General features: G+C 56.7%; 22 protein-coding genes. 11 read left to right on the forward strand and 11 right to left on the reverse strand.

Annotated features, from left to right (window positions below):
* Positions 1–39 precede the first annotated feature (39 nt).
* Entirely contained in the window at positions 40–705 is a 666-nt protein-coding gene (gene yieH, locus M2416_RS15175; RefSeq protein WP_259225514.1) for a 6-phosphogluconate phosphatase, read from the reverse strand.
* Between the two features lie 169 nt (positions 706–874).
* Between yieH and adeP the strand changes: the two genes are divergently transcribed.
* Positions 875–2212: an adenine permease AdeP gene (adeP, locus tag M2416_RS15180; RefSeq protein WP_259225515.1), complete on the forward strand. Its 1338-nt coding sequence runs from the start codon at positions 875–877 to the stop codon at positions 2210–2212.
* Positions 2213–2256: 44 nt separating this feature from the next.
* On the opposite strand, the gene M2416_RS15185 is transcribed toward adeP, so the two are convergent.
* The 10 genes from M2416_RS15185 to M2416_RS27060 form a co-directional block, all read right to left on the reverse strand.
* Positions 2257–2823 (reverse strand): NADPH-dependent FMN reductase, encoded by a 567-nt coding sequence (locus M2416_RS15185; protein WP_259225517.1) that lies wholly within the window; start codon positions 2821–2823, stop codon positions 2257–2259.
* A gap of 37 nt (positions 2824–2860) precedes the next feature.
* On the reverse strand, positions 2861–3598 hold the full coding sequence (locus tag M2416_RS15190) for a 4'-phosphopantetheinyl transferase family protein (RefSeq protein WP_076947914.1): 738 nt from the start codon (positions 3596–3598) through the stop codon (positions 2861–2863).
* A 157-nt stretch (positions 3599–3755) separates the two neighbouring features.
* Positions 3756–4715 (reverse strand): HTH-type transcriptional regulator YidZ, encoded by a 960-nt coding sequence (gene yidZ, locus M2416_RS15195; protein WP_076947913.1) that lies wholly within the window; start codon positions 4713–4715, stop codon positions 3756–3758.
* Positions 4684–5868, reverse strand: a complete 1185-nt coding sequence (locus M2416_RS15200) for an MFS transporter (protein ID WP_259225519.1) — start codon at positions 5866–5868, stop codon at positions 4684–4686. The genes yidZ and M2416_RS15200 overlap by 32 nt, the downstream gene beginning before the upstream one ends.
* Positions 5869–6046: 178 nt before the next feature.
* Positions 6047–7411, reverse strand: a complete 1365-nt coding sequence (mnmE, locus tag M2416_RS15205; RefSeq protein WP_041143338.1) for a tRNA uridine-5-carboxymethylaminomethyl(34) synthesis GTPase MnmE — start codon at positions 7409–7411, stop codon at positions 6047–6049.
* A gap of 194 nt (positions 7412–7605) precedes the next feature.
* Positions 7606–9255: a membrane protein insertase YidC gene (yidC, locus tag M2416_RS15210; protein WP_259225520.1), complete on the reverse strand. Its 1650-nt coding sequence runs from the start codon at positions 9253–9255 to the stop codon at positions 7606–7608.
* A 2-nt stretch (positions 9256–9257) separates the two neighbouring features.
* Positions 9258–9515: a membrane protein insertion efficiency factor YidD gene (gene yidD / locus M2416_RS15215; protein ID WP_071844869.1), complete on the reverse strand. Its 258-nt coding sequence runs from the start codon at positions 9513–9515 to the stop codon at positions 9258–9260.
* The gene (gene rnpA, locus M2416_RS15220) at positions 9479–9838 is read right to left on the reverse strand and encodes a ribonuclease P protein component (protein WP_071844868.1); all 360 of its coding nucleotides are present in this window, start codon (positions 9836–9838) and stop codon (positions 9479–9481) included. The genes yidD and rnpA overlap by 37 nt, the downstream gene beginning before the upstream one ends.
* A gap of 15 nt (positions 9839–9853) precedes the next feature.
* Positions 9854–9994, reverse strand: coding sequence for a 50S ribosomal protein L34 (gene rpmH / locus M2416_RS15225; protein WP_002220736.1), 141 nt, complete (start codon positions 9992–9994; stop codon positions 9854–9856).
* Between the two features lie 218 nt (positions 9995–10212).
* Positions 10213–10293, reverse strand: a complete 81-nt coding sequence (locus tag M2416_RS27060; RefSeq protein WP_421673008.1) for a hypothetical protein — start codon at positions 10291–10293, stop codon at positions 10213–10215.
* A gap of 322 nt (positions 10294–10615) precedes the next feature.
* On the opposite strand from M2416_RS27060, the gene dnaA reads away from it, so the two are divergent.
* The 10 genes from dnaA to dgoD all read left to right on the forward strand — a co-directional run bounded on the left by dnaA (position 10616) and on the right by dgoD (position 22720).
* Positions 10616–12019 carry a chromosomal replication initiator protein DnaA gene (dnaA, locus tag M2416_RS15230; protein ID WP_045853744.1) on the forward strand — a complete coding sequence of 468 codons (1404 nt, stop codon included), beginning with the start codon at positions 10616–10618 and terminating at the stop codon, positions 12017–12019.
* 4 nt (positions 12020–12023) lie between these two features.
* Positions 12024–13124: a DNA polymerase III subunit beta gene (dnaN, locus tag M2416_RS15235; protein WP_076947911.1), complete on the forward strand. Its 1101-nt coding sequence runs from the start codon at positions 12024–12026 to the stop codon at positions 13122–13124.
* 139 nt (positions 13125–13263) lie between these two features.
* Positions 13264–14337, forward strand: coding sequence for a DNA replication/repair protein RecF (gene recF, locus M2416_RS15240; RefSeq protein WP_259225525.1), 1074 nt, complete (start codon positions 13264–13266; stop codon positions 14335–14337).
* Positions 14338–14365: 28 nt separating this feature from the next.
* Complete coding sequence (gene gyrB, locus M2416_RS15245) at positions 14366–16780, forward strand: DNA topoisomerase (ATP-hydrolyzing) subunit B (protein WP_259225527.1); 2415 nt, start codon at positions 14366–14368, stop codon at positions 16778–16780.
* A 210-nt stretch (positions 16781–16990) separates the two neighbouring features.
* Positions 16991–17803, forward strand: coding sequence for a sugar-phosphatase (gene yidA / locus M2416_RS15250; protein WP_041143331.1), 813 nt, complete (start codon positions 16991–16993; stop codon positions 17801–17803).
* A gap of 228 nt (positions 17804–18031) precedes the next feature.
* Positions 18032–19171 (forward strand): BamA/TamA family outer membrane protein, encoded by a 1140-nt coding sequence (locus M2416_RS15255; protein ID WP_259225530.1) that lies wholly within the window; start codon positions 18032–18034, stop codon positions 19169–19171.
* Between the two features lie 241 nt (positions 19172–19412).
* Positions 19413–20102, forward strand: a complete 690-nt coding sequence (gene dgoR, locus M2416_RS15260) for a D-galactonate utilization transcriptional regulator DgoR (protein WP_041143329.1) — start codon at positions 19413–19415, stop codon at positions 20100–20102.
* Positions 20099–20974, forward strand: coding sequence for a 2-dehydro-3-deoxygalactonokinase (locus M2416_RS15265; RefSeq protein ID WP_076947908.1), 876 nt, complete (start codon positions 20099–20101; stop codon positions 20972–20974). Before dgoR ends, M2416_RS15265 begins: the two co-directional genes overlap by 4 nt.
* Positions 20958–21575: a 2-dehydro-3-deoxy-6-phosphogalactonate aldolase gene (locus tag M2416_RS15270; RefSeq protein ID WP_041143327.1), complete on the forward strand. Its 618-nt coding sequence runs from the start codon at positions 20958–20960 to the stop codon at positions 21573–21575. Before M2416_RS15265 ends, M2416_RS15270 begins: the two co-directional genes overlap by 17 nt.
* Positions 21572–22720 (forward strand): galactonate dehydratase, encoded by a 1149-nt coding sequence (gene dgoD, locus M2416_RS15275; protein ID WP_259225531.1) that lies wholly within the window; start codon positions 21572–21574, stop codon positions 22718–22720. Before M2416_RS15270 ends, dgoD begins: the two co-directional genes overlap by 4 nt.
* The last annotated feature ends 154 nt before the right edge of the window (positions 22721–22874 follow it).

Consider the following 22874-nt stretch of genomic DNA (forward strand, 5'->3'; position numbering starts at 1 on the left):
CGAAACCCTGGCCCGGCCGAGCGCAGCGACGCCGGGAGCTTACCGGGTCACTTCCCAGCCCCGCGCTTTCCACAGCGCCGGAAGCTGCGCTAAATCGGTAAACATCGTCACTTTCGGATGCACGATCGGCGGATTGTGCGGATCGGCGCAGAAGTAGAACACCTCCATTCCGGCATCAATTCCCGATTGGGCGCCGGCGCTGGAGTCATCCACCAGAATGCAGTTTTCGACGTTAACGTTCATCGCCTTCGCCGCGTGGAACATCAGCGCCGGATCGGGCTTCCAGCGCTGAATATCGTAGCCGCTGTACAGCCGGTCGGGGAAATGGTGCAGTATGCCGGTTCTGCCGAGCGAGTGCTGCATTTTGCTGACCGGGCCGTTCGAGACCACGCACTGGGGAACGGTCACCGCGTCCAGCAGCGCTTCAGCACCGGCGATAGCCTCCAGCTCTGAATCAAACAGGCGCGCCACCTCGTCACGATAGACCGGCTCAAGCGTCGCCTTTTGCAGGCTAACGCCGTGCTCCTCGTTTATGGTATCGATGATTTCGTAGAGCTTTACGCCTTTGAAGCGCTTAAAGATCTCTTCTAAATCCAGCGTAATGCCGAACTCTTTGAACATCTGAACATAGGCGCGGGAACAGATCACTTCGCTGTCGACCAGCGTGCCGTCACAGTCGAAAAACAGGGCTTCTATTGGGGACATGCTGTTTCCATTTTAACAAGTTTAACGTTTTCGTAATGCAGATTTGCGGGACGCAATCGTTGCCGTATAAGCAAAAGCAATGAAAAAAAATTAACACACAACTGCACCAGGTGTCGCATTTTGGTATAGGATAGCCTCGAATTTTCCCTCCTTTGTTCGGAAACCGATAATGAGTCAACAACAAACCAGCCAGTCTTCTGGCCAGGGTCTGCTGGAGCGCGTGTTCAAGCTGCGTGAACATGGCACGACGGCACGCACCGAAGCGATCGCAGGTTTCACCACCTTCCTGACGATGGTCTACATTGTTTTCGTTAACCCACAGATTCTCGGCGTGGCGGGTATGGATACCAGCGCTGTGTTTGTGACGACCTGCCTGATCGCGGCATTCGGCAGTATTATGATGGGGCTGTTTGCTAACCTGCCCGTCGCCCTGGCGCCGGCAATGGGTCTTAACGCCTTCTTCGCCTTTGTGGTCGTTCAGGCAATGGGCCTGCCGTGGCAGGTGGGGATGGGGGCTATTTTCTGGGGCGCCGTCGGCCTGCTGCTGCTGACGATTTTCCGCGTACGCTACTGGATGATCGCCAATATTCCGATGAGCCTGCGGGTGGGCATCACCAGCGGTATCGGCCTGTTCATCGGTATGATGGGGCTGAAAAATGCGGGAGTGATCGTTGCCAACAAAGACACGCTGGTCAGCATCGGTAACCTGACCTCCCACAGCGTGCTGCTGGGGATCCTCGGCTTCTTTATCATCGCCATTCTGGCGTCGCGTAACATCCACGCGGCGGTCCTGGTTTCTATCGTGGTGACAACGCTGCTGGGTTGGATGCTGGGCGATGTTCACTACACCGGCATTGTTTCTGCGCCGCCGAGCGTGATGACGGTTGTCGGTCATGTTGATTTAGCCGGTTCGTTTAATCTTGGCCTGGCCGGCGTTATCTTCTCCTTTATGCTGGTCAACCTGTTTGACTCCTCCGGTACCCTGATTGGGGTGACGGATAAAGCCGGTCTTGCCGATGAGAAAGGTAAATTCCCGCGCATGAAGCAGGCGCTGTTCGTGGACAGCGTCTCTTCCGTAGCGGGCTCCTTTATCGGCACCTCGTCGGTTACGGCCTATATCGAATCCTCCTCCGGCGTCTCCGTCGGTGGACGTACCGGCCTGACGGCGGTAGTTGTCGGCATTCTGTTCCTGCTGGTGATTTTCCTGTCGCCGCTGGCGGGAATGGTGCCAGCCTACGCTGCCGCCGGTGCGTTAATCTACGTCGGCGTGCTGATGACCTCCAGCCTGGCGCGCGTGAAGTGGGACGATCTGACGGAAGCGGTACCGGCGTTCATTACCGCGGTGATGATGCCGTTTAGCTTCTCCATTACCGAAGGTATCGCCCTGGGCTTTATCTCCTACTGCGTGATGAAGATTGGCACCGGCCGCCTGCGCGACCTCAGCCCGTGCGTGATTATCGTATCACTGCTGTTTGTGCTGAAAATTGTGTTTATCGACGCCCACTGATTTGCCCGCACTCAACCCTCTCCCAACTGGGAGAGGGTTGTCACCTAGGCTTTAACGCGCTGAATATAGTCGCCAAAGGCGCTCAGCTGCCCGCTGAGATGATCGAGCGTGCTCTGATCGACCACTTCTCCCGACTGCGGATCGACCTTGTTCTGAATAACCCCACCCATAAACTCAGGCTTGTTCATCACCATCGCGTCGAGAAACACCAGAATCTGCCGCAGGTGATACTGGCAGCGCGCGCCGCCGATAGCGCCCATCGAGCTGGTTTGGATCAATACCGGCTTCCCTGAGAGCGGCTGTTCAGGCAGGCGAGATAGCCAGTCAATCGCATTTTTCAGGCCGCCGGGAACCGAGTAGTTATACTCCGGCGTCACGATGACCACCCCATCCGCTTCGCGAATCTGGCGCGCAATCTCCTGCACGCTTTGCGGGAACCCCTCTTCCTGCTGAACATCCGCATCGTATAGCGGAATGTCGCCAATCGACGGCAGCGCGGAGATCGCCATCCCCTCAGGCGCGATGCCCGGCAGGGTACGTGCAACCATGCCATTAAACGACTCTTTGCGCAGACTTCCGAGTAACGTAACAATTTTCAACGTATCAGACATGATTGCTCCTTTGCATCATGATGGCCGGCCGAACCGGTCAGTTGAGGGAGAGTGCTTTTTCCACCGGCAGGCTGGTGAAGCGCATCAGGCGAGCTGCGGGCTCTTTCGCACGTGCCTGGGCGTCCGGCAGGGTACGCCAGCCGTCGCTACCCGCGTATTCCCAGACCTTAAGCTGGCCGATACCCGGCGTAGCGGCAATGGACCAGACCAGCACCGACTCGGCGTCGCAGAGCGCCTCTATGGGCTGCATGTTGGCGGTACGCAGCCGACCTGCGCCTGGCAGCAGCTGCAGGCGCACGGGTGCTTCGCCGGTGAGCTTGAGGACGCTGCGGCGCAGCGCGACCAGCTGGGCGCGAGCTTCATCAGGATCGTGCTGGTTGTTAATCCAGAGATTTTCGTTGCTGTTGAAAACATACCGGTTGGCGTCGTGCAGCGGATGCACGCCGCGAGAAGCGTGCTGCAGCTCCATGTCCAGGCCGCAGTCGCCTTCCGTTGTCAGCGTGACGCCAACGATATTTCCGGCATATGAAATGGAAAAGCGGGGAAGGTGGCTGTCGCGAAAGACCGGCCTGCCGTCGGCTTCTTTGATGATTTCGGGAAGCTCGCTAATGCCGTACAGCATAAACAGCAGCTCTGCGAGCAGCGACCGCGACGCGCAGTAGCGGGTTTGTCGGTACTCCGGCAAACGTCGTGCGCTTTGATGACAGGCCGCCGACAGGCGTGTCGATAGCGGCTCCCTTGCGCTTAGTATCCCTCTTGCAAAATGCGTTGCCATTCGTCGCTCCGTGATTAATGGGCAGAGATAAAAATTGAGAACTACATTATCGCCTGGAATTGATAGGTTTTAATGCGGAAATCATCCCTTGAAAAGGGGATTATGTGAATTTTACAAATTCTTGCGTAACAAAGAGAGGGTGATACGTATAACGTCTCTATAGCGGGTCCGTATAGAGTCGTTTCAGGGTTTCCCTGAGCCAGACGATTTTGGGATTGTAGCTGTTACGCTTATGCCACAGCAGGACGAACGGCACCCGGACTTTTTCCAGCAGCTGGGGCTCCAGCGGGAGGGGGCGCGACACCAGCGGCAGCTGGTGCTGGCGGTTATAGTGGTGGCAGTAACGCGGCGCCGTCGCCAGCATGTGGTGATCCGGCTGGGCGGCCATAAACAGCGATTGCTCAAAGCCCGGCAGGGTCAGGGCAACGGTGCGCTTGTACCCCAAATCCTGCAATACGTCGTCCAGCGCCCAGGTATCGATTTGCTCCCAGCTGATATTGATATGCGGATAGCGTAAAAATGTCTCCAGATTCCACTCCTCGCTGAGGGCCGGGTGATCCGCGCGCAGCCACACCTGCGGCAGGTCGGTAAACAGCACCTCGAAATCGATATACCACGGCAGCTGGCTCAGCTGTTCCCGTGAGCGCGGGTGCGTTTCCCGCCCGCAAAATCCAATATCAACCTCGCCGCGAATAATGGCGTCCAGCGAATCATAGTCCCAGCCGCGCAGGCGGATCAGCGCCTGGGGATAGCGCTGGTAGATCTGCCGGGCAAGGGTATCAAAGAGGATCATCATCAGCGGCATTTCCGCCGCCAGCTCGAACTTCAGGCCGCTGGGCGTGGCGTGATGCGGCTTATCGAGGATCTGGTTGCCCATCTGCATCCAGTCCGCCAGATCCTGCTCCATGCTGGTCATCAGCGGGGTTGGCGTCAGGCCGAGAGGTGTTTTAACGAATAGCGGATCGTCGAACCAGGCGCGGAGTTTGGCCAGCGACTTGCTCACCGCCGACGGCGAAACGTTCATCCGTTTCGCCGTGCGGGTGACGCTGAGCTCCTGGGTTAAGAGCTGCAGGCAGAGTAATAAATTAAGATCGAGACTCGACAGGGGTTTCTTCATAATTTTGCGCGGCCCGTGCGGGGGCAGCGGCCACAATCAGCACAATGCTGACTATGCTACAGCCAATGAGGATCCCGATCAGCATATTCATTGCGCTTAAGCCTACGACGGCGGCCAGCCAAATCCACAGCGAAGAGCCGCAGACCTGAGCGATACCCAGCGCGGAGCTGGCGACGCCGGCGCGCAGGGTAAACGGCCCCAGCGCCTGGCTCATTGCCACGCCGAAGCCGACGGAGAAGCCCGCGCAAATCAGCGCCAGCCCCAGCATGGTAACCGTTTGGCTGGTGGCGAGGCTGAGCAGCACCCCGGCAATAAAGAACATCACCTGCGAGGTCAGCATCAGGGTGCGCGGTTTAAACAGGGTGAGCGCAAACGGCGTGGAGAACGAGACGGCCATGCTGATCAGCGCCATCAGGGCCATCGCCATCGAGTATTTTCCGCGGTCGAAGCCCATCTCCTCCATCATCAGCACCGGCGAGACGTTCACGTAGGTGAGGATGGCGGTGACGCTAAGGGTGGTGACGATCACCCGGCTGAGGAAAAAGCGGTTCAGCAGCGACTCGGAGCCGGCGGGTTGCCGATCCGCCTCGTTTGGCAGCGCGGTTGGGCGCGTTTCCCGCAGCACGAAGATTGACAGCAGGCCGACCATCACGCCCATGCCGGTCATGGTGTAAAACAGGCTTTGCCACGGGTACTTAAGCATAATCAGATGGCCCAGCACCGGTGCCAGCACCGGGATAATGCAGGTAATGCCGTTGAGGAGCGACAGCACCTTGGCTCGCCGCCGGTCGTCGAGGGTATCGCGCAGCACCGCAAAAGCCACCACGTAGCAGCTGCCGGCGCCGATGCCCTGAATAAAGCGACCGATCAGGAAAAGGGTGCTGGTATGCGCCAGCGAGCACAGCAGGGAGGCCAGAATAAAGATAAAGGCGCCAAATATAGCGACCGGCTTGCGTCCGGACCTGTCGGCAATGCGCCCGGCAAACAGCATCGCGGTGGCCATACCCGCCAGGTAGACCGAGAAGGCAATATGCAGCTGCGCCTCGCTGGCCCCCAGATCCTGCGCAATTTTCGGCAGACCAACCAAATACATATCAATGCCGGATGGATAGAGCAAAACCAGCGCAAAACCACAGATCAGAAAGCGTGCCATAGAACCCCTCGCGATAATAGTGCCGTACAGAGTAATGGTGAATGCCTGCCAGTACGAGTTGCCATTTGGACAACAATGATTTCCTGGGAGGAAAAACGGGGGGCTTAAAAAGTAAAAACCCGCATCAACAGCCGGTTAATGCGGGTTAGTGAACGTTTACGGACTACGCGAGTCGCGGTTACTTACCAATACAGAAGCTGGAGAAAATGCGCCCCAGCAGATCGTCAGAGGTAAATTCGCCGGTAATTTCGCTTAAGGCCTGCTGTGAGAGCCGCAGCTCTTCAGCCAGCAGCTCGCCGGCCCATGCGCCAAGCAGCTGGGCCTTACCCTGCTGCAGATGGTTAGCCGCTGCTTCCAGCGCCTGCAGGTGGCGACGGCGGGCGAGGAAGCCGCCCTCCATGTTAGTCTCGAAGCCCATGCTCTGCTTAAGATGATTGCGCAGCGCCTCAACGCCTTCGCCGGTACGCGCCGACAGGCGAATAAGCGAGTGACCATTTACTTCACTCAGGCCCAGCGTTTCGCCGGTGACGTCGGCTTTATTGCGCACCACCGTAATCGGCAGCTTTGCCGGCAGGCGTTCGATAAAGTCCGGCCAGATCTCGGCGGGGTCGACGGCGTCGGTAGTGGTGCCATCCACCATAAACAGCACCCGGTCGGCCTGGGCGATTTCCTGCCACGCGCGCTCGATACCAATGCGTTCAACCTCATCGTTGGCGTCGCGCAGACCGGCAGTATCGATGATGTGCAGCGGCATGCCGTCGATGTGGATATGCTCGCGGAGCACGTCGCGGGTGGTGCCGGCGATATCCGTCACAATAGCGGCTTCACGCCCGGCCAGCGCGTTCAGCAGGCTCGATTTCCCGGCGTTAGGGCGCCCGGCGATCACCACCTTCATTCCTTCACGCAGCAGGCTGCCCTGACGGGCCTCGGCGCGAACCGCGTCGAGATCGGCCATCACGTCGTTAAGCTGGGCCTCTATTTTGCCGTCGGAGAGAAAATCAATTTCCTCATCCGGGAAGTCGATGGCCGCTTCGACGTAGATACGCAGGTGCGTCAGCGCTTCCACCAGGTGGTTAACGCGCGCGGAGAAGGCGCCCTGCAGCGAGTTCAGCGCCGAACGCGCCGCCTGCTCGGAGCTGGCGTCAATCAGGTCAGCAATCGCCTCGGCCTGAGCCAGGTCGAGCTTATCGTTGAGAAACGCGCGTTCGGAGAACTCTCCCGGGTTAGCAATGCGCAGGCCCGGAAGCGTCAGGATGCGTTTGAGCAGCAGATCGAGAATGACCGGGCCGCCGTGCCCCTGCAGCTCGAGGACGTCTTCGCCGGTAAAGGAGTTTGGCCCCGGGAACCACAGGGCGATGCCCTGATCCAGCGCCGTTCCGTTAACGTCCTTGAACGGCAGGTAGTCGGCATAGCGCGGTTTTGGCAGCTTGCCGAGGACCGCCTCTGCGACCTCGCGCGCCTTCAGGCCAGAGATGCGCAGAATGCCCACACCACCGCGTCCCGGTGGGGTTGCCTGGGCGACGATAGTGTCGTTATGGCTCATGATGACTCTCTATGTAAATGTAAAAAAGGCGGTCTATTGACCGCCTTCTCTGGCATTAACTTTACCGTATATTCTCGAAATAGTTCAAGTTGCAGGAAGGCGTCAAATTAGAGAGGCCCCAGGAACTTACTGAAGTAAGTTCCTGGGGCGAACTAACGAAGCCAACGCATCTGCGGCTTGAAGAATGAAGAGAATCAGGATTTTTTCTTCTCGCGGCTATGCAGGCCACGTTTCTCCAGACCACGGTAAATCAGCTGCTGCTGGATAATGGTGACCAGGTTGCTGACGATGTAGTAAACCACCAGACCAGACGGGAACCACAGGAAGAACACCGTGAAGATGACCGGCATAAAGGTCATGATCTTCTGCTGCATCGGGTCGGTCACGGTCGTTGGCGACATCTTCTGAATGAAGAACATCGTTGCGCCCATGATGATCGGCAGGATGTAGTACGGGTCCTGTGCAGACAGGTCGTGGATCCACAGGATAAACGGCGCATGACGCAGTTCAACCGAGGCGCTCAGCATGTAGTACAGCGCAAGGAAGATTGGCATCTGGATAATCAGCGGGAAGCAGCCGCCCAGCGGGTTAACCTTCTCCGCTTTATACAGGGCCATCATTTCCTGGCTTTGACGCTGTTTGTCATCGCCCAGACGCTCACGCATTGCCTGAATCTTCGGCTGCAGCATACGCATCTTCGCCATGGAGGTGTACTGCGCTTTAGTCAGCGGGTACATGATGCCACGAACGATAAAGGTAATAACGATGATCGAGAAGCCCCAGTTGCCGAGGAAGCTATGGATCCATTTCAGCAGCTTGAACAGCGGCTGAGAAATAAACCACAGCCAGCCGTAGTCAACGGTCAGATCCAGGTGCGGCGCAACGGCAGCCATTTTGTCCTGAATTGCCGGGCCGACCCACAGCACGCTTTCCAGCTTATCAACCTGACCTGGCTGTACCAGAACCGGCTGAGATTTGTAGCCAATCGCGACGATACCGTTACCGAGGTTAGCGGTGTAGAAGCTGTTGGTGCCGCTATTCTGCGGAACCCATGCGGTAGTAAAGTACTGCTGCAGCATGGCGACCCAACCGTCTTTGGTGCTGACGTTCAGGTTTTCGTTATCGACGATGGTATCGAATTTGTATTTTTCGTACTTCGTATCTGCGGTTGAATACGCGGCACCGCGGAAGGTGTGCATCGTAGACAGGCCACCGGTTTGCGTATCGCGCGCGGTTGGCAGGTTAGCAGACTGTTTCAGCTGACCGAAGGTGGAGATCTCCAACGGTTTTTCGCCGACGTTCTGTACGTTGTAGCCTACGTTCACCGCATACTCACCACGTTTCAGGGTGAACGTTTTGGTGAATACGTTGCCGGCTTTGTCGGTGTACGTCAGCGGAATGACGATTTCGTTCTGGCCATCGGCCAGCACAAACGCATCTTTATCGACGTTATACAGCGGACGAGAGCCATTCGCCGGGTTATCCGGGCCATCACGACCGGTTAAACCGCTCTGAGCCTGATAGATAAACTGCGGAGTGGTCTCCAGTAGCTGGAACGGTTCGGTAGACTTAAGTGCTTTCGGGTAAGCCGGAAGCAGCGCCTGCTCAACATCACCACCGCGGGTGTCGATGGTCAGATCAAGCACGTCTGTTTTAACCGTAATCAGTTTCCCCTGGCCACTGGCCGGTACGCCCTGGTCGGCGGCGCTACCCGCTGCTGTGGTCGTTGTCTGCGTGGTCTGCTGCTGCTGGGCTTGCGGATTGTTATCCTGCTCCCAGGCTTGCCAGATCATGAAAGACACGAACAACAAAGCGATGATAAGAAGATTGCGTTGCGAATCCATCGTTAGTGTTCTCTGGTATCAAATGGTCCAGGCGGGACGGGATCGTCACCACCAGGGTGTAAAGGGTGGCATTTTAATACGCGTTTCACTGTCAACCAACTGCCTTTTACCACCCCAAACCTGCGCAATGCCTCAATTCCGTAGCTTGAGCAGGTTGGAGTGAAACGACAATGCGGCCCGAGTAGCGGACTAATCAGGCGCTGATAGACCCGTATAAGGCCTATCAGGACCCGGGAGCCAGGCGACAATGGCGGCGCCATAATTTTTCCAACGCTTCCGAGAGAGCACGGTTATCGAGTTCGGCAACCCCTTTCTTTGCCACCACCACGAAATCCATTGGCGGGAGTTCATGCTGACGTAAACGGAAACTTTCACGCGTCAGACGTTTAATCCGATTGCGTTCATGCGCGCGTTTGACGTTTTTCTTGGCGACAGTAAGACCGATGCGGGGATGCCCCAGCGAATTCAGGCGGCCGAGGATGGTGATTTGCGGCGTGCCAGCCCGTTGTGGCTGCTGGAAGACGAAAGTGAAATGACTGGGAGTTAACAAACGTAACTCCCTGGGAAATGCTAGCTTAACCACGCAGGGTTAGCTTTATTACTTGGAAACGGTCAGACGGGAACGGCTTTTAGCACGACGACGTGCCAGAACCTGACGACCATTTTTAGTAGCCATACGTGCACGGAAGCCGTGAGAACGGTTGCGCTTCAGTACAGACGGTTGAAAAGTGCGTTTCATGGCGGTTTCTACCTAAACTTGAATTATTTCACTGACTTTTGCGTATACCCGAACGAACTTCGAACGACTAACGCCTCAGCGATGGTGATTAAAGAGGCCGGATTGTAATAATTGTACACTCCGGAGTCAATTCTCTTTCCTTATTTCTCACACCTTGCCGCACAAAAAATGAGCTGAGACAGGCTGCGGAAAACGGGCATTACGCACCGGGTGGAGGATTATACGGCCTGACGGGTAAAGCGCAAGGATCGCAGGGGATCTTTGTTAGATCGTTTAGGCCCAAAACCGGCATAGCTCATTAATTTTTCCAATATGCGGGCGAAATCGTGTCCCACCCTTCCCAGGATCGATTACACTTACCCGGCTTCGATCCTTCCTGTGGATAAAACGGGAAGAATCTGTTGAGAAACACAAGATATCTTTTTCAGTTTAGGCTATGATCCCCGGTCCCGATCGCGATCCCCGGATCCGCATCGGACAAAAACCGCAGATAGCGGTTCGCACGTCACCCCTTTTGTGCAGGGGCTTTTCGGCTTATGCAGGGTCTGGTCGACGTGTGCCAACAATCACGATTGTTTCTTTTTTTCTTTATATCGATTTTATGTTCGAGTGGAGTCCGCCGTGTCACTTTCGCTTTGGCAGCAGTGTCTTGCCCGATTGCAGGATGAGTTACCAGCCACAGAATTTAGTATGTGGATACGCCCGTTGCAGGCGGAACTGAGCGATAACACGCTGGCACTGTATGCGCCAAACCGTTTTGTGCTCGATTGGGTAAGGGATAAATACCTCAATAATATCAATGGACTCCTCAATGATTTTTGCGGTGCTGATGCCCCACAGCTGCGCTTTGAAGTCGGCACTAAACCGGCGGTACAGCCGCAGCGCGGCGCGGTAAACAACGTCGCGGCAGCCGTACCGGCCGCGCAGGTTCAGATGGCGCGCGTTGCGCCGACGATCGTCCGCCCAGGCTGGGATAACGTCCCGGCGCCGGCGGAACCGACCTACCGCTCTAACGTCAACGTCAAGCACACCTTTGATAACTTTGTCGAAGGTAAGTCTAACCAGCTGGCCCGCGCGGCGGCGCGTCAGGTTGCGGATAACCCGGGCGGCGCCTACAACCCGTTATTCCTTTATGGCGGTACCGGTTTGGGTAAAACCCACCTTTTGCACGCGGTCGGTAACGGCATCGTTGCGCGCAAACCGAACGCCAAAGTGGTCTATATGCACTCCGAGCGCTTTGTTCAGGACATGGTTAAAGCCTTGCAGAACAACGCGATCGAAGAATTTAAGCGCTACTACCGCTCCGTAGACGCCCTGCTGATCGATGATATTCAGTTCTTTGCTAATAAAGAGCGCTCGCAGGAAGAGTTTTTCCACACCTTCAACGCCCTGCTGGAAGGTAATCAGCAGATCATTCTCACCTCGGATCGCTATCCGAAAGAGATCAACGGCGTTGAGGATCGTCTGAAATCACGCTTCGGCTGGGGGCTGACGGTGGCGATCGAGCCGCCTGAGCTGGAAACCCGCGTGGCGATCCTGATGAAAAAAGCGGACGAAAACGACATTCGTCTGCCGGGTGAAGTGGCCTTCTTTATTGCCAAGCGTTTACGTTCCAACGTACGTGAGCTGGAAGGGGCGCTGAACCGCGTTATCGCTAACGCCAACTTTACCGGCCGGGCGATCACCATCGATTTCGTGCGCGAAGCGCTGCGCGATCTGCTGGCGCTGCAGGAAAAGCTGGTCACCATCGACAATATTCAGAAGACGGTGGCGGAGTACTATAAAATTAAGGTGGCGGATCTGCTCTCCAAGCGCCGCTCCCGCTCGGTGGCGCGTCCTCGTCAGATGGCGATGGCGCTGGCTAAAGAGCTGACGAACCACAGTTTGCCGGAAATTGGCGACGCGTTCGGCGGTCGTGACCATACCACCGTGCTGCACGCCTGCCGTAAGATTGAGCAGCTGCGTGAAGAAAGCCACGATATCAAAGAAGATTTTTCCAATTTAATCAGAACATTATCCTCGTGACGCTATGAAATTTACCGTAGAACGTGAACATTTATTAAAACCTTTGCAACAGGTAAGCGGCCCGTTAGGTGGTCGTCCGACGCTGCCCATTCTCGGTAACCTGCTGCTTCAGGTCTCGGAAGGCGCGCTGTCGCTCACCGGTACGGACCTGGAAATGGAAATGGTGGCGCGCGTTGCGCTGATGCAACCGCATGAAACGGGCGCAACGACGGTTCCGGCACGTAAATTCTTTGATATCTGCCGTGGCCTCCCTGAAGGGGCGGAGATCGCCGTTCAGCTGGAAGGCGATCGGATGCTGGTGCGCTCCGGGCGCAGCCGCTTCTCGCTGTCGACGCTTCCTGCCGCTGATTTCCCTAATCTCGACGACTGGCAGAGCGAAGTTGAATTCACGCTGCCGCAGGCGACGATGAAGCGCCTGATTGAAGCCACCCAGTTTTCAATGGCGCACCAGGACGTTCGCTATTACTTAAACGGTATGCTGTTTGAGACCGAAGGCGACGAGCTGCGCACCGTCGCAACCGACGGGCACCGCCTGGCGGTCTGCTCTATGCCGCTGGGTGAATCGCTGCCTAACCATTCGGTGATCGTGCCGCGTAAAGGGGTGATTGAGCTGATGCGCATGCTCGACGGTGGCGATACGCCGCTGCGCGTGCAGATTGGCAGCAACAACATCCGCGCCCACGTCGGTGACTTCATCTTTACGTCGAAGCTGGTTGACGGTCGTTTCCCTGACTACCGCCGCGTGCTGCCGAAGAATCCGGATAAGCATCTGGATGCCGGCTGCGATATCCTCAAGCAGGCGTTTGCCCGGGCGGCAATTCTCTCGAACGAGAAGTTCCGCGGCGTGCGCCTCTACGTGAGCGAAAATCAGCTGAAAATCACCGCCAACAACCCGGAGCAGGAAGAAGCGGAAGAGATCCTCGACGTTTCTTACTCCGGCAGCGAGATGGAAATTGGCTTTAACGTCAGCTACGTGCTGGACGTGCTGAATGCGCTGAAGTGCGAAAACGTGCGTATTTTGCTGACCGATTCGGTGTCGAGCGTGCAGATTGAGGATGCGGCGTCACAATCCGCAGCCTACGTTGTCATGCCCATGAGGTTGTAGAAAATATCGGGCTATCTTACTTGCCATTTTCAACCTGGGCTGTGCTCGCCCCTGTCACGTACTTCGTGTACGCTCCAGGGTCTGTGCGCAGTCCGCGTTGAAACTGGATGCGACGATAACGCCCTGGCTATGAGTTGATATGTCGCTATCCCGACTCCTGATCAAAGACTTCCGCAATATCGAAAATGCGGATCTCGCCCTATCCCCCGGCTTTAACTTTCTGGTTGGCGCCAACGGCAGCGGCAAAACCAGCTTGCTGGAAGCCATTTATACGCTTGGTCACGGTCGGGCGTTTCGCAGTTTGCAAATTGGTCGCGTCATCCGCCATGAGCAGGAGTCATTTATCCTGCACGGGCGCTTACAGGATGGCGAGCGTGAAGTCGCCATCGGGCTGACTAAAGACAAGCTCGGCGACAGCAAGGTGCGGATCGACGGCACCGATGGTCACAAAGTGGCTGAGCTGGCGCATTTAATGCCGATGCAGCTGATTACGCCGGAAGGGTTTACTTTGCTCAACGGCGGCCCGAAGTACAGAAGAGCCTTCCTTGACTGGGGATGCTTTCACAATGAAACCGGGTTTTTTACAGCCTGGAGCAACCTGAAGCGCCTGCTGAAGCAGCGCAACGCCGCGCTGCGTCAGGTTAGCCGCTATGCGCAAATTCGGCCCTGGGATCTGGAGCTGATCCCGCTGGCGGAGCAGATTAGCCGCTGGCGTGCTGACTACAGCGCCGCTATCGTCGAAGACATGGCGGATACTTGTAAGCAGTTTTTACCTGAATTCTCTCTGACCTTTTCCTTCCAGCGCGGCTGGGAAAAAGAAACGGATTACGCTGAGGTACTGGAGAGAAACTTCGAGCGTGACCGCATGCTGACCTATACCGCCCACGGCCCGCACAAAGCGGATTTCCGCATACGTGCCGATGGTGCGCCGGTCGAAGATACCTTGTCACGCGGACAGCTCAAGCTCCTGATGTGCGCGCTACGGCTGGCACAGGGCGAGTTTTTAACCCGCGAAAGCGGGAGACGCTGTCTGTATCTGATAGATGATTTTGCCTCGGAACTTGATGACGCGCGGCGCGGGCTGCTTGCCAGCCGCTTAAAAGCCACGCAGTCGCAGGTTTTCGTCAGCGCAATAAGCGCTGAGCACGTAATGGACATGTCGGACAAAAATTCGAAGATGTTCACCGTGGAAAAGGGTAAAATAACGGATTAACCCAAGATTAAATGAGCGAGAAACGTTGATGTCGAATTCTTATGACTCCTCCAGTATCAAAGTCCTGAAAGGGCTGGATGCGGTGCGTAAGCGCCCGGGTATGTATATCGGCGACACGGATGACGGCACCGGTCTGCACCACATGGTATTCGAGGTTGTGGATAACGCTATCGACGAAGCGCTCGCAGGGTACTGTAAAGACATCGTTGTCACCATCCATAGCGATAACTCCGTCTCCGTACAGGATGATGGCCGCGGCATCCCGACCGGTATTCACCCGGAAGAGGGCGTATCGGCGGCAGAAGTCATCATGACCGTACTGCACGCAGGCGGCAAGTTTGATGATAACTCCTATAAAGTTTCCGGCGGCCTGCACGGCGTAGGCGTTTCCGTGGTTAACGCCCTGTCGCAGAAGCTGGAGCTGGTGATTCAGCGCGATAATAAAGTTCACCGTCAGCTGTACGCCCACGGCGTGCCGCAGGCGCCGCTGGCCGCGACCGGCGATACCGAAAAAACCGGCACCATGGTACGTTTCTGGCCGAGCTATGAAACCTTCACCAACGTGATCGAATTCGAATATGAGATTCTGGCCAAACGCCTGCGCGAGCTGTCGTTCCTGAACTCCGGCGTCTCCATTCGCCTGCGCGATAAGCGTGACGGCAAAGAAGACCACTTCCACTACGAAGGCGGCATCAAGGCGTTCGTTGAGTATCTCAACAAGAACAAAACGCCAATTCACCCGAATATCTTCTATTTCTCCACCGAAAAAGACGGTATCGGCGTTGAAGTTGCGCTGCAGTGGAACGACGGCTTCCAGGAAAATATCTACTGCTTTACCAACAACATTCCGCAGCGCGACGGCGGGACGCACCTTGCGGGCTTCCGTGCGGCGATGACCCGTACCCTGAACGCCTACATGGATAAAGAAGGCTACAGCAAAAAGGCCAAAGTCAGCGCCACCGGCGACGATGCCCGCGAAGGCCTGATTGCCGTCGTTTCCGTGAAAGTACCGGATCCTAAGTTCTCCTCGCAGACCAAAGACAAGCTGGTCTCCTCCGAGGTGAAAACCGCGGTAGAGCAGCAGATGAACGAACTGCTGAACGAATACCTGCTGGAAAACCCGTCAGACGCCAAGATTGTGGTAGGCAAAATTATCGATGCCGCGCGCGCGCGCGAAGCGGCACGCCGTGCCCGTGAAATGACCCGTCGTAAAGGCGCCCTGGACCTGGCCGGTCTGCCGGGCAAGCTGGCTGACTGTCAGGAACGCGACCCGGCGCTCTCCGAACTGTACCTCGTGGAAGGGGACTCCGCGGGCGGTTCTGCCAAGCAGGGCCGTAACCGTAAAAACCAGGCTATCCTGCCGCTGAAGGGTAAAATCCTCAACGTTGAGAAGGCCCGTTTTGACAAGATGCTCTCTTCCCAGGAAGTCGCTACGCTTATCACCGCGCTGGGCTGCGGTATCGGCCGCGACGAGTACAACCCGGATAAGCTGCGCTACCACAGCATCATCATCATGACCGATGCGGACGTCGATGGTTCACACATTCGTACCCTGCTGCTGACCTTCTTCTACCGTCAGATGCCGGAAATCGTTGAGCGTGGCCACGTCTACATTGCGCAGCCGCCGCTGTACAAAGTGAAGAAAGGCAAGCAGGAACAGTACATCAAAGACGATGAAGCGATGGATCAGTACCAGATCTCCATCGCCCTGGATGGCGCCACCCTGCACACCAACGCCAGCGCCCCGGCTCTGGCTGGCGAAGCGTTAGAGAAGCTGGTTGCCGAGTTCAACGCAACGCAGAAAATGATTGGCCGCATGGAGCGTCGCTTCCCGAAAACGATGCTGAAAGAGCTTATCTATCAGCCAACGCTGAGCGAAGCTGAGCTGTCGGACGAACAGGCCGTAACCCGCTGGGTGAATAAGCTGGTGACCGATCTGAACGAAAACGAGCAGCACGGCAGCCAGTGGAAGTTTGATATTCATGAAAACACGGAGCAGCAGCTGTTCGAGCCGATTGTTCGCGTCCGTACCCACGGCGTCGATACCGACTATCCGCTGGATCATGAGTTTGTGACCGGCGGCGAGTATCGTCGTATCTGCACCCTCGGCGAGAAGCTGCGTGGCCTGATTGAAGACGACGCGTTTATCGAACGCGGCGAACGCCGTCAGCCGGTTGCCAGCTTTGAACAGGCGCTGGAGTGGCTGGTGAAAGAGTCCCGCCGCGGGCTCTCTATCCAGCGCTATAAAGGCCTGGGTGAAATGAACCCGGACCAGCTGTGGGAAACCACCATGGACCCGGATAGCCGCCGTATGCTGCGCGTAACCGTTAAGGATGCGATTGCCGCTGACCAGCTGTTCACCACCCTGATGGGCGACGCCGTTGAACCGCGCCGCGCATTTATCGAAGAAAACGCCCTGAAAGCGGCGAATATCGATATCTAAGCCGCAAATTCCCCGGTATAGCGCTTCGCTGACCGGGGTAAGCGTTTGATAAACCCGGAATGCACGCTCAACGGCGTCATCCGGGTTTTTTTTGGCCGGAAAAGGGGAATCCCCCTGGCTAACCTATCCCCGTTTTCCCTGGCTTCTGTTGCTGTTTTTTGAGCGGAATCGCGTTAGCATGAGTCAGGACTCATCTTACCTGGGGATCTCATGGCTATTAAACTGATTGCAATTGATATGGACGGCACGCTTCTGCTGCCAGACCATACCATCTCTCCTGCCGTTAAAACCGCGATTGCCGCGGCCCGCGCGCGCGGTGTCAACGTGGTGCTGACCACCGGTCGGCCGTATGCCGGCGTGCACAGCTACCTGAAAGAACTGCACATGGAGCAGCCGGGAGACTACTGCATCACCTACAACGGTGCGTTAGTGCAGAAGGCAAGCGACGGCAGCACCGTCGCGCAAACTGCGCTGAGCTATGATGACTACCGCTATCTGGAACAGCTTTCCCGCGACGTCGGCTCCCACTTCCACGCGCTTGACCGCAATACGCTCTATACCGCTAACCGCGATGTGAGCTACTACACGGTGCATGAATCCTACGTCGCAACCATCCCGCTGGTCTTCTGTGAAGCAGAAAATATGGATCCCAACATCCAGCTGCTGAAGGTGATGATGATTGATGAGCCGGTGATTCTGGACCAGGCTATCGCCCGCATTCCGGCTGAAGTGAAAGAGAAGTATACCGTGCTGAAAAGCGCGCCATACTTCCTCGAGATCCTCGATAAGCGGGTCAATAAAGGCACCGGCGTGAAGTCGCTGGCCGATGCGCTGAATATCAAGCAGGAAGAGATCATGGCGATTGGCGATCAGGAAAACGACATCGCGATGATTGAGTTCGCCGGCGTCGGCGTGGCGATGGATAACGCGATACCGACCGTGAAAGAAGCGGCAAACTTTATTACCAAATCGAACCTTGAAGACGGTGTGGCCTGGGCCATTGAGAAGTACGTTTTATCCTGATTTATCTTCAGGCCCGGCAAACCCGGGCCTGAGCCGTCTGTATTTTCATTTTTTAGCGTAAATCCGCACGTAACCCTCTCATTTCGAATCGAAAACTCTATATTCTCCTGCCCTTGTTTACGCAAATCTGTATCGGCTTCAAAGAGTAAAGCTGGATGGCAACTATACTCAGACACGATGCGGTTTCACTTTGTCGGCCCTGACTTTTTTCACTGGAGAGCATCGCTGTTGAGTACGCTACGCGGCGGCATTCTGTTTTGTATCACATGCTCTTTTATCGGGCAGGTGCAGGCACAGGCGCTCAGCCGTGACAAAATAGACGGTTGGCTAAAGACGCTGGGAGCCAGCGATAAATTTGATGCCGCTAAAGGTATCGACTGGGGCGTGATGCCCGGGCCGTTTTACACTCCCGAGCTGGGCCTGGGAATAGGCACCGCGGTGGTGGGTATGTACCGCCCCGATCCCAGCGATACGGTCAGCCAGAACTCAACCTTAACCCTCAGCGGCTACGCCAGCTCAACCGGCGCCTTCGGCGTCAGCGTGAAAAACTACGCTTTTTTTGCCGAAGATCGGTGGCGCGTCTTTCTCGAAGGATCGCTGGCCAACACGCCAACCTACTACTGGGGCCAGGGCTTTGCCGCCGCCGATGATGACGGCAACAAGGAAAAGTATACCGCTCAGGTCCTGACGTTGCGGCCAACCCTGTACCGACAGCTGGTGGACAACGTTTATCTTGGCGTCGGCTGGTCGCTGGCGGCGCAGAACGCCGATCGGCTGGACCAAAGCGATTTGCCCAAAATCGAAAGTACCCCGCAGGGGCCGTCGGTATTCAGCTCCGGTGTCAGTATCGATCTGAGCTGGGACGATCGTGATTTTGTCCCGAACCCGCGCAAGGGCCAGTATGCCAACCTGCGCTATACCTACTACGCCCCGGGGCTCGGGAGCGATACGCGGTTCGATGAGTTTCACCTGCACTACAGCCGCTACCAGGCGCTCAGCGAAAAAAGCGTGCTGGCCTGGGAGGCCGATGGCGTATTGACTCAGGGAGACGTGCCGTGGAGCATGCTGCCGCTGCTTGGCAGCGACGAACGGATGCGCGGCTATTACCAGGGGCGCTACCGCGATAAAAACGTGGTCAGCACCCAGCTTGAATATCGCCGTCAGCTGACCTGGCGTCACGGGATTGTGGCCTGGGTGGGCGCGGGCACCATGGGTCCTTCCGTGGATGAGCTAAACAACGGCCATTGGCTACCGACGGCCGGCGTTGGCTATCGCTTTGAATTCAAACCTCGGGTCAATATTCGCCTCGACTACGGCATCGGTAAAGGCAGCAGCGGTTTCTACTTCCAGGTTGGCGAAGCCTTCTAAGCCTCTTTCCCCGCCCAACTCTCCGTTCCACCACTCCCCTTAAGCAGCGACCCGCGGGTTCGCGCTTTTTTTATCTTACCAATTGTTCTTTTTGTGATCTAAATTGTAGTACAACATTACAGCTTAGTACTACTATGCACCACGTGAGACAACGAAGAGCATCACGTTTGTACTGCAAAGATGAGGCGAAAACCGGCAGTCAGGGTAAAGTAAGGCAGAGTGTTTTCTTAGAGGACGTGCCATGAACCTGACCAAAACCGATCGCATCATCATGACGCTGGGCCGCCAGATTGTCGGCGGTAAATACGTTCCCGGCTCGGCGCTGCCGGCAGAAGCGGACCTGTGCGAAGAGTTTGAAACGTCGCGCAATATTATCCGGGAAGTGTTTCGCTCGCTGATGGCGAAGCGGCTGATTGAGATGAAGCGCTATCGCGGAGCCTTTGTTTCGCCGCGTAATCACTGGAACTACCTTGATACCGAGGTGCTGCAGTGGGTACTGGAGAACGATTATGACCCGCGCCTGATTGGCGCAATGAGCGAAGTGCGAAACCTGGTGGAACCGGCCATCGCCCGCTGGGCGGCTGAACGCGCGACCTCCAGCGATCTGGCGCAAATTGAAGATGCGCTGAACGAGATGATTGCCAATAACCAGGACCGGGATGCGTTTAACGAAGCCGACATTCGCTATCACGAAGCGGTGCTGCAGTCGGTGCATAACCCGGTGTTACAGCAGCTGAGCGTGGCAATCAGCTCGCTGCAGCGAGCGGTATTTGAACGAACCTGGATGGGAGATGAAGGCAATATGCCGAAGACCCTCCAGGAACATAAGGCGCTGTTTGATGCCATCCGGCATCAGGATAGCGAAGCGGCGGAGCAGGCGGCGCTCACCATGATCGCCAGCTCAACACGAAGGCTGAAGGAAATCACATGACATCTCGCTACATCGCAATTGACTGGGGATCGACCAACCTGCGCGCCTGGCTTTTTCAGGGCGACAGATGCCTGGAGAGCAGGCAGTCGGAGGCTGGCGTAACCCGCCTCAACGGCAGATCCCCGGCGGCGGTGTTTAGTGAGATAACCGAAGGCTGGCGCGACGACGCCACGCCAGCGGTGATGGCGGGAATGGTCGGCAGCAACGTGGGCTGGAAAATCGCTCCTTACTTACCGGTTCCTGCCCATTTTTCCGCGATTTGCCAACAGTTAACGGCCGTTGGCGACAATATCTGGATCGTTCCCGGCCTTAGCGTCTCCCGGGACGATAACCGCAACGTGATGCGCGGCGAAGAGACGCAACTGCTCGGCGCGCGCGCGATCGCCCCCTCATCGGTCTATGTGATGCCCGGCACCCACTGCAAATGGGTGCATACCGACCGCGAGCAAATTCTTGATTTTCGCACCGTGATGACCGGCGAACTGCACCATTTATTGCTGCAACACTCGCTGGTGGGCGCCGGTCTCCCACCGCAGGAAACCTCCGCGGCGGCCTTTTCTGCCGGCCTCGAGCGCGGGCTGAACTCGCCCGCCGTTTTAGCGCAGCTCTTTCAGGTTCGCGCTTCGCACGTTCTCGGCACGCTGCCGCGCGAGCACGTCAGCGAGTTTTTATCCGGTCTGCTGATTGGCGCTGAGGTTGCCACCATGAGCGAAAGCGTGATTGACCAGCAGATTACCATCGTTGCCGGAGAGGCGTTGGCGAACCGCTACCAGCAGGCGCTGGCCACATTTGGTCGTCAGGCGACGGTCGTTTCCGGCGATACCGCATTTCAGGCAGGTATAAGGAGCATCATATATGCAGTGGCAAACTAAGCTTCCGCTGATCGCAATTCTGCGCGGCATCACGCCGGAAGAGGCGCTGGCTCACGTGGGCGCCGTTATCGACGCGGGATTCGATGCCGTCGAAATTCCGCTGAACTCGCCCCGCTGGCAGCAAAGCATTCCGGCCATCGTCGAGGCGTTTGGCGATCGGGCGCTGATTGGCGCAGGCACCGTGCTGCAGCCGGAGCAGGTTGACGAGCTGGCGAAGATGGGCTGTCGGCTGATCGTTACGCCAAACGTTCAAAGCGAAGTGATTCGCCGCGCGGTGGGCTACGGCATGACCGTCTGTCCCGGATGCGCGACCGCCACCGAGGCCTTCACCGCGCTCGATGCGGGTGCCAGAGCCCTGAAGGTGTTTCCGTCCTCCGCTTTTGGCCCGGATTACATCAAGGCGCTGAAGGCCGTTTTACCGTCAGAGGTCCCCGTTTTCGCCGTCGGTGGCGTCACGCCGGAGAACCTGGCGCAGTGGATTGATGCCGGCTGTATCGGTGCAGGACTGGGGAGCGATCTTTATCGTGCCGGACAGTCCGTTGAACGCACCGCCCGCCAGGCTGCCGAATTTGTTAAAGCGTATCGAGAGGCTGTGCAATGAAAATAACCAAACTCACTACTTACCGTTTACCGCCGCGGTGGATGTTCCTGAAAATTGAAACCGATGAAGGCATCGTTGGCTGGGGCGAGCCGGTGATTGAAGGGCGCGCGCGCACCGTCGAAGCGGCGGTCCATGAGCTGGGGGAGTACCTGATTGGCCAGGACCCGGCGCGTATTAACGACCTGTGGCAGGTGATGTACCGCGCCGGTTTCTATCGCGGCGGCCCTATTTTGATGAGCGCCATTGCCGGTATCGATCAGGCGCTGTGGGATATTAAAGGCAAAGTGCTGAATGCGCCGGTATGGCAGCTGATGGGCGGCCTGGTGCGGGACAAAATTAAAGCCTACAGCTGGGTTGGCGGCGATCGCCCGGCGGAAGTTATCGAGGGTATTAAAAAGCTGCGCGGGATTGGCTTTGATACTTTCAAATTAAACGGCTGCGAAGAGATGGGAGTTATTGATAATTCCCGGGCGGTAGATGCCGCGGTCAATACCGTGGCGCAAATCCGCGAAGCCTTCGGCAATGAAATTGAGTTTGGCCTTGATTTCCACGGCCGCGTCAGCGCGCCGATGGCCAGGGTGCTGATTAAAGAACTGGAACCGTATCGTCCGCTATTTATTGAGGAACCGGTACTGGCGGAGCAGGCGGAATATTATCCAAAACTGGCGGCGCAAACGCATATTCCGCTTGCGGCGGGCGAACGTATGTTCTCACGCTTCGAATTTAAACGGGTGCTGGAAGCCGGCGGCCTGGCTATTTTGCAGCCGGACCTGTCGCACGCTGGGGGGATCACCGAATGCTATAAAATTGCCGGCATGGCCGAGGCCTATGACGTGGCGCTGGCGCCGCACTGCCCGCTGGGCCCGATCGCCCTGGCCGCCTGCCTGCACGTCGATTTCGTCGCCCGCAATGCGGTCCTCCAGGAACAAAGCATGGGCATTCACTACAATAAGGGCGCGGAGCTGCTCGACTTTGTGAAGAATAAAGAAGACTTCAATATGGAAGGCGGCTTCTTTAAACCGTTAACGAAGCCGGGGCTGGGTGTGGAAATTGATGAAGCCAGAGTGATTGAGCTCAGTAAAAATGCGCCGGACTGGCGTAATCCATTATGGCGTCATGAGGATGGTTCCGTCGCCGAATGGTAATGTGCGTCATACTTTGCACTGGTGATGCGTTGGCTGCATTTTCTTACCCCAGTCACATACTAATGTATGCTCCAGGGAGTGTGAAAAGTTGCCGCCGTTCCCCGGCACAAATTATTTAGCGCATTACGCTTAAGTTATTAATAAAAAATTCAAA

Source organism: Klebsiella sp. BIGb0132 (genome assembly GCF_024810075.1).
Lineage (GTDB): Bacteria > Pseudomonadota > Gammaproteobacteria > Enterobacterales > Enterobacteriaceae > Klebsiella > Klebsiella terrigena.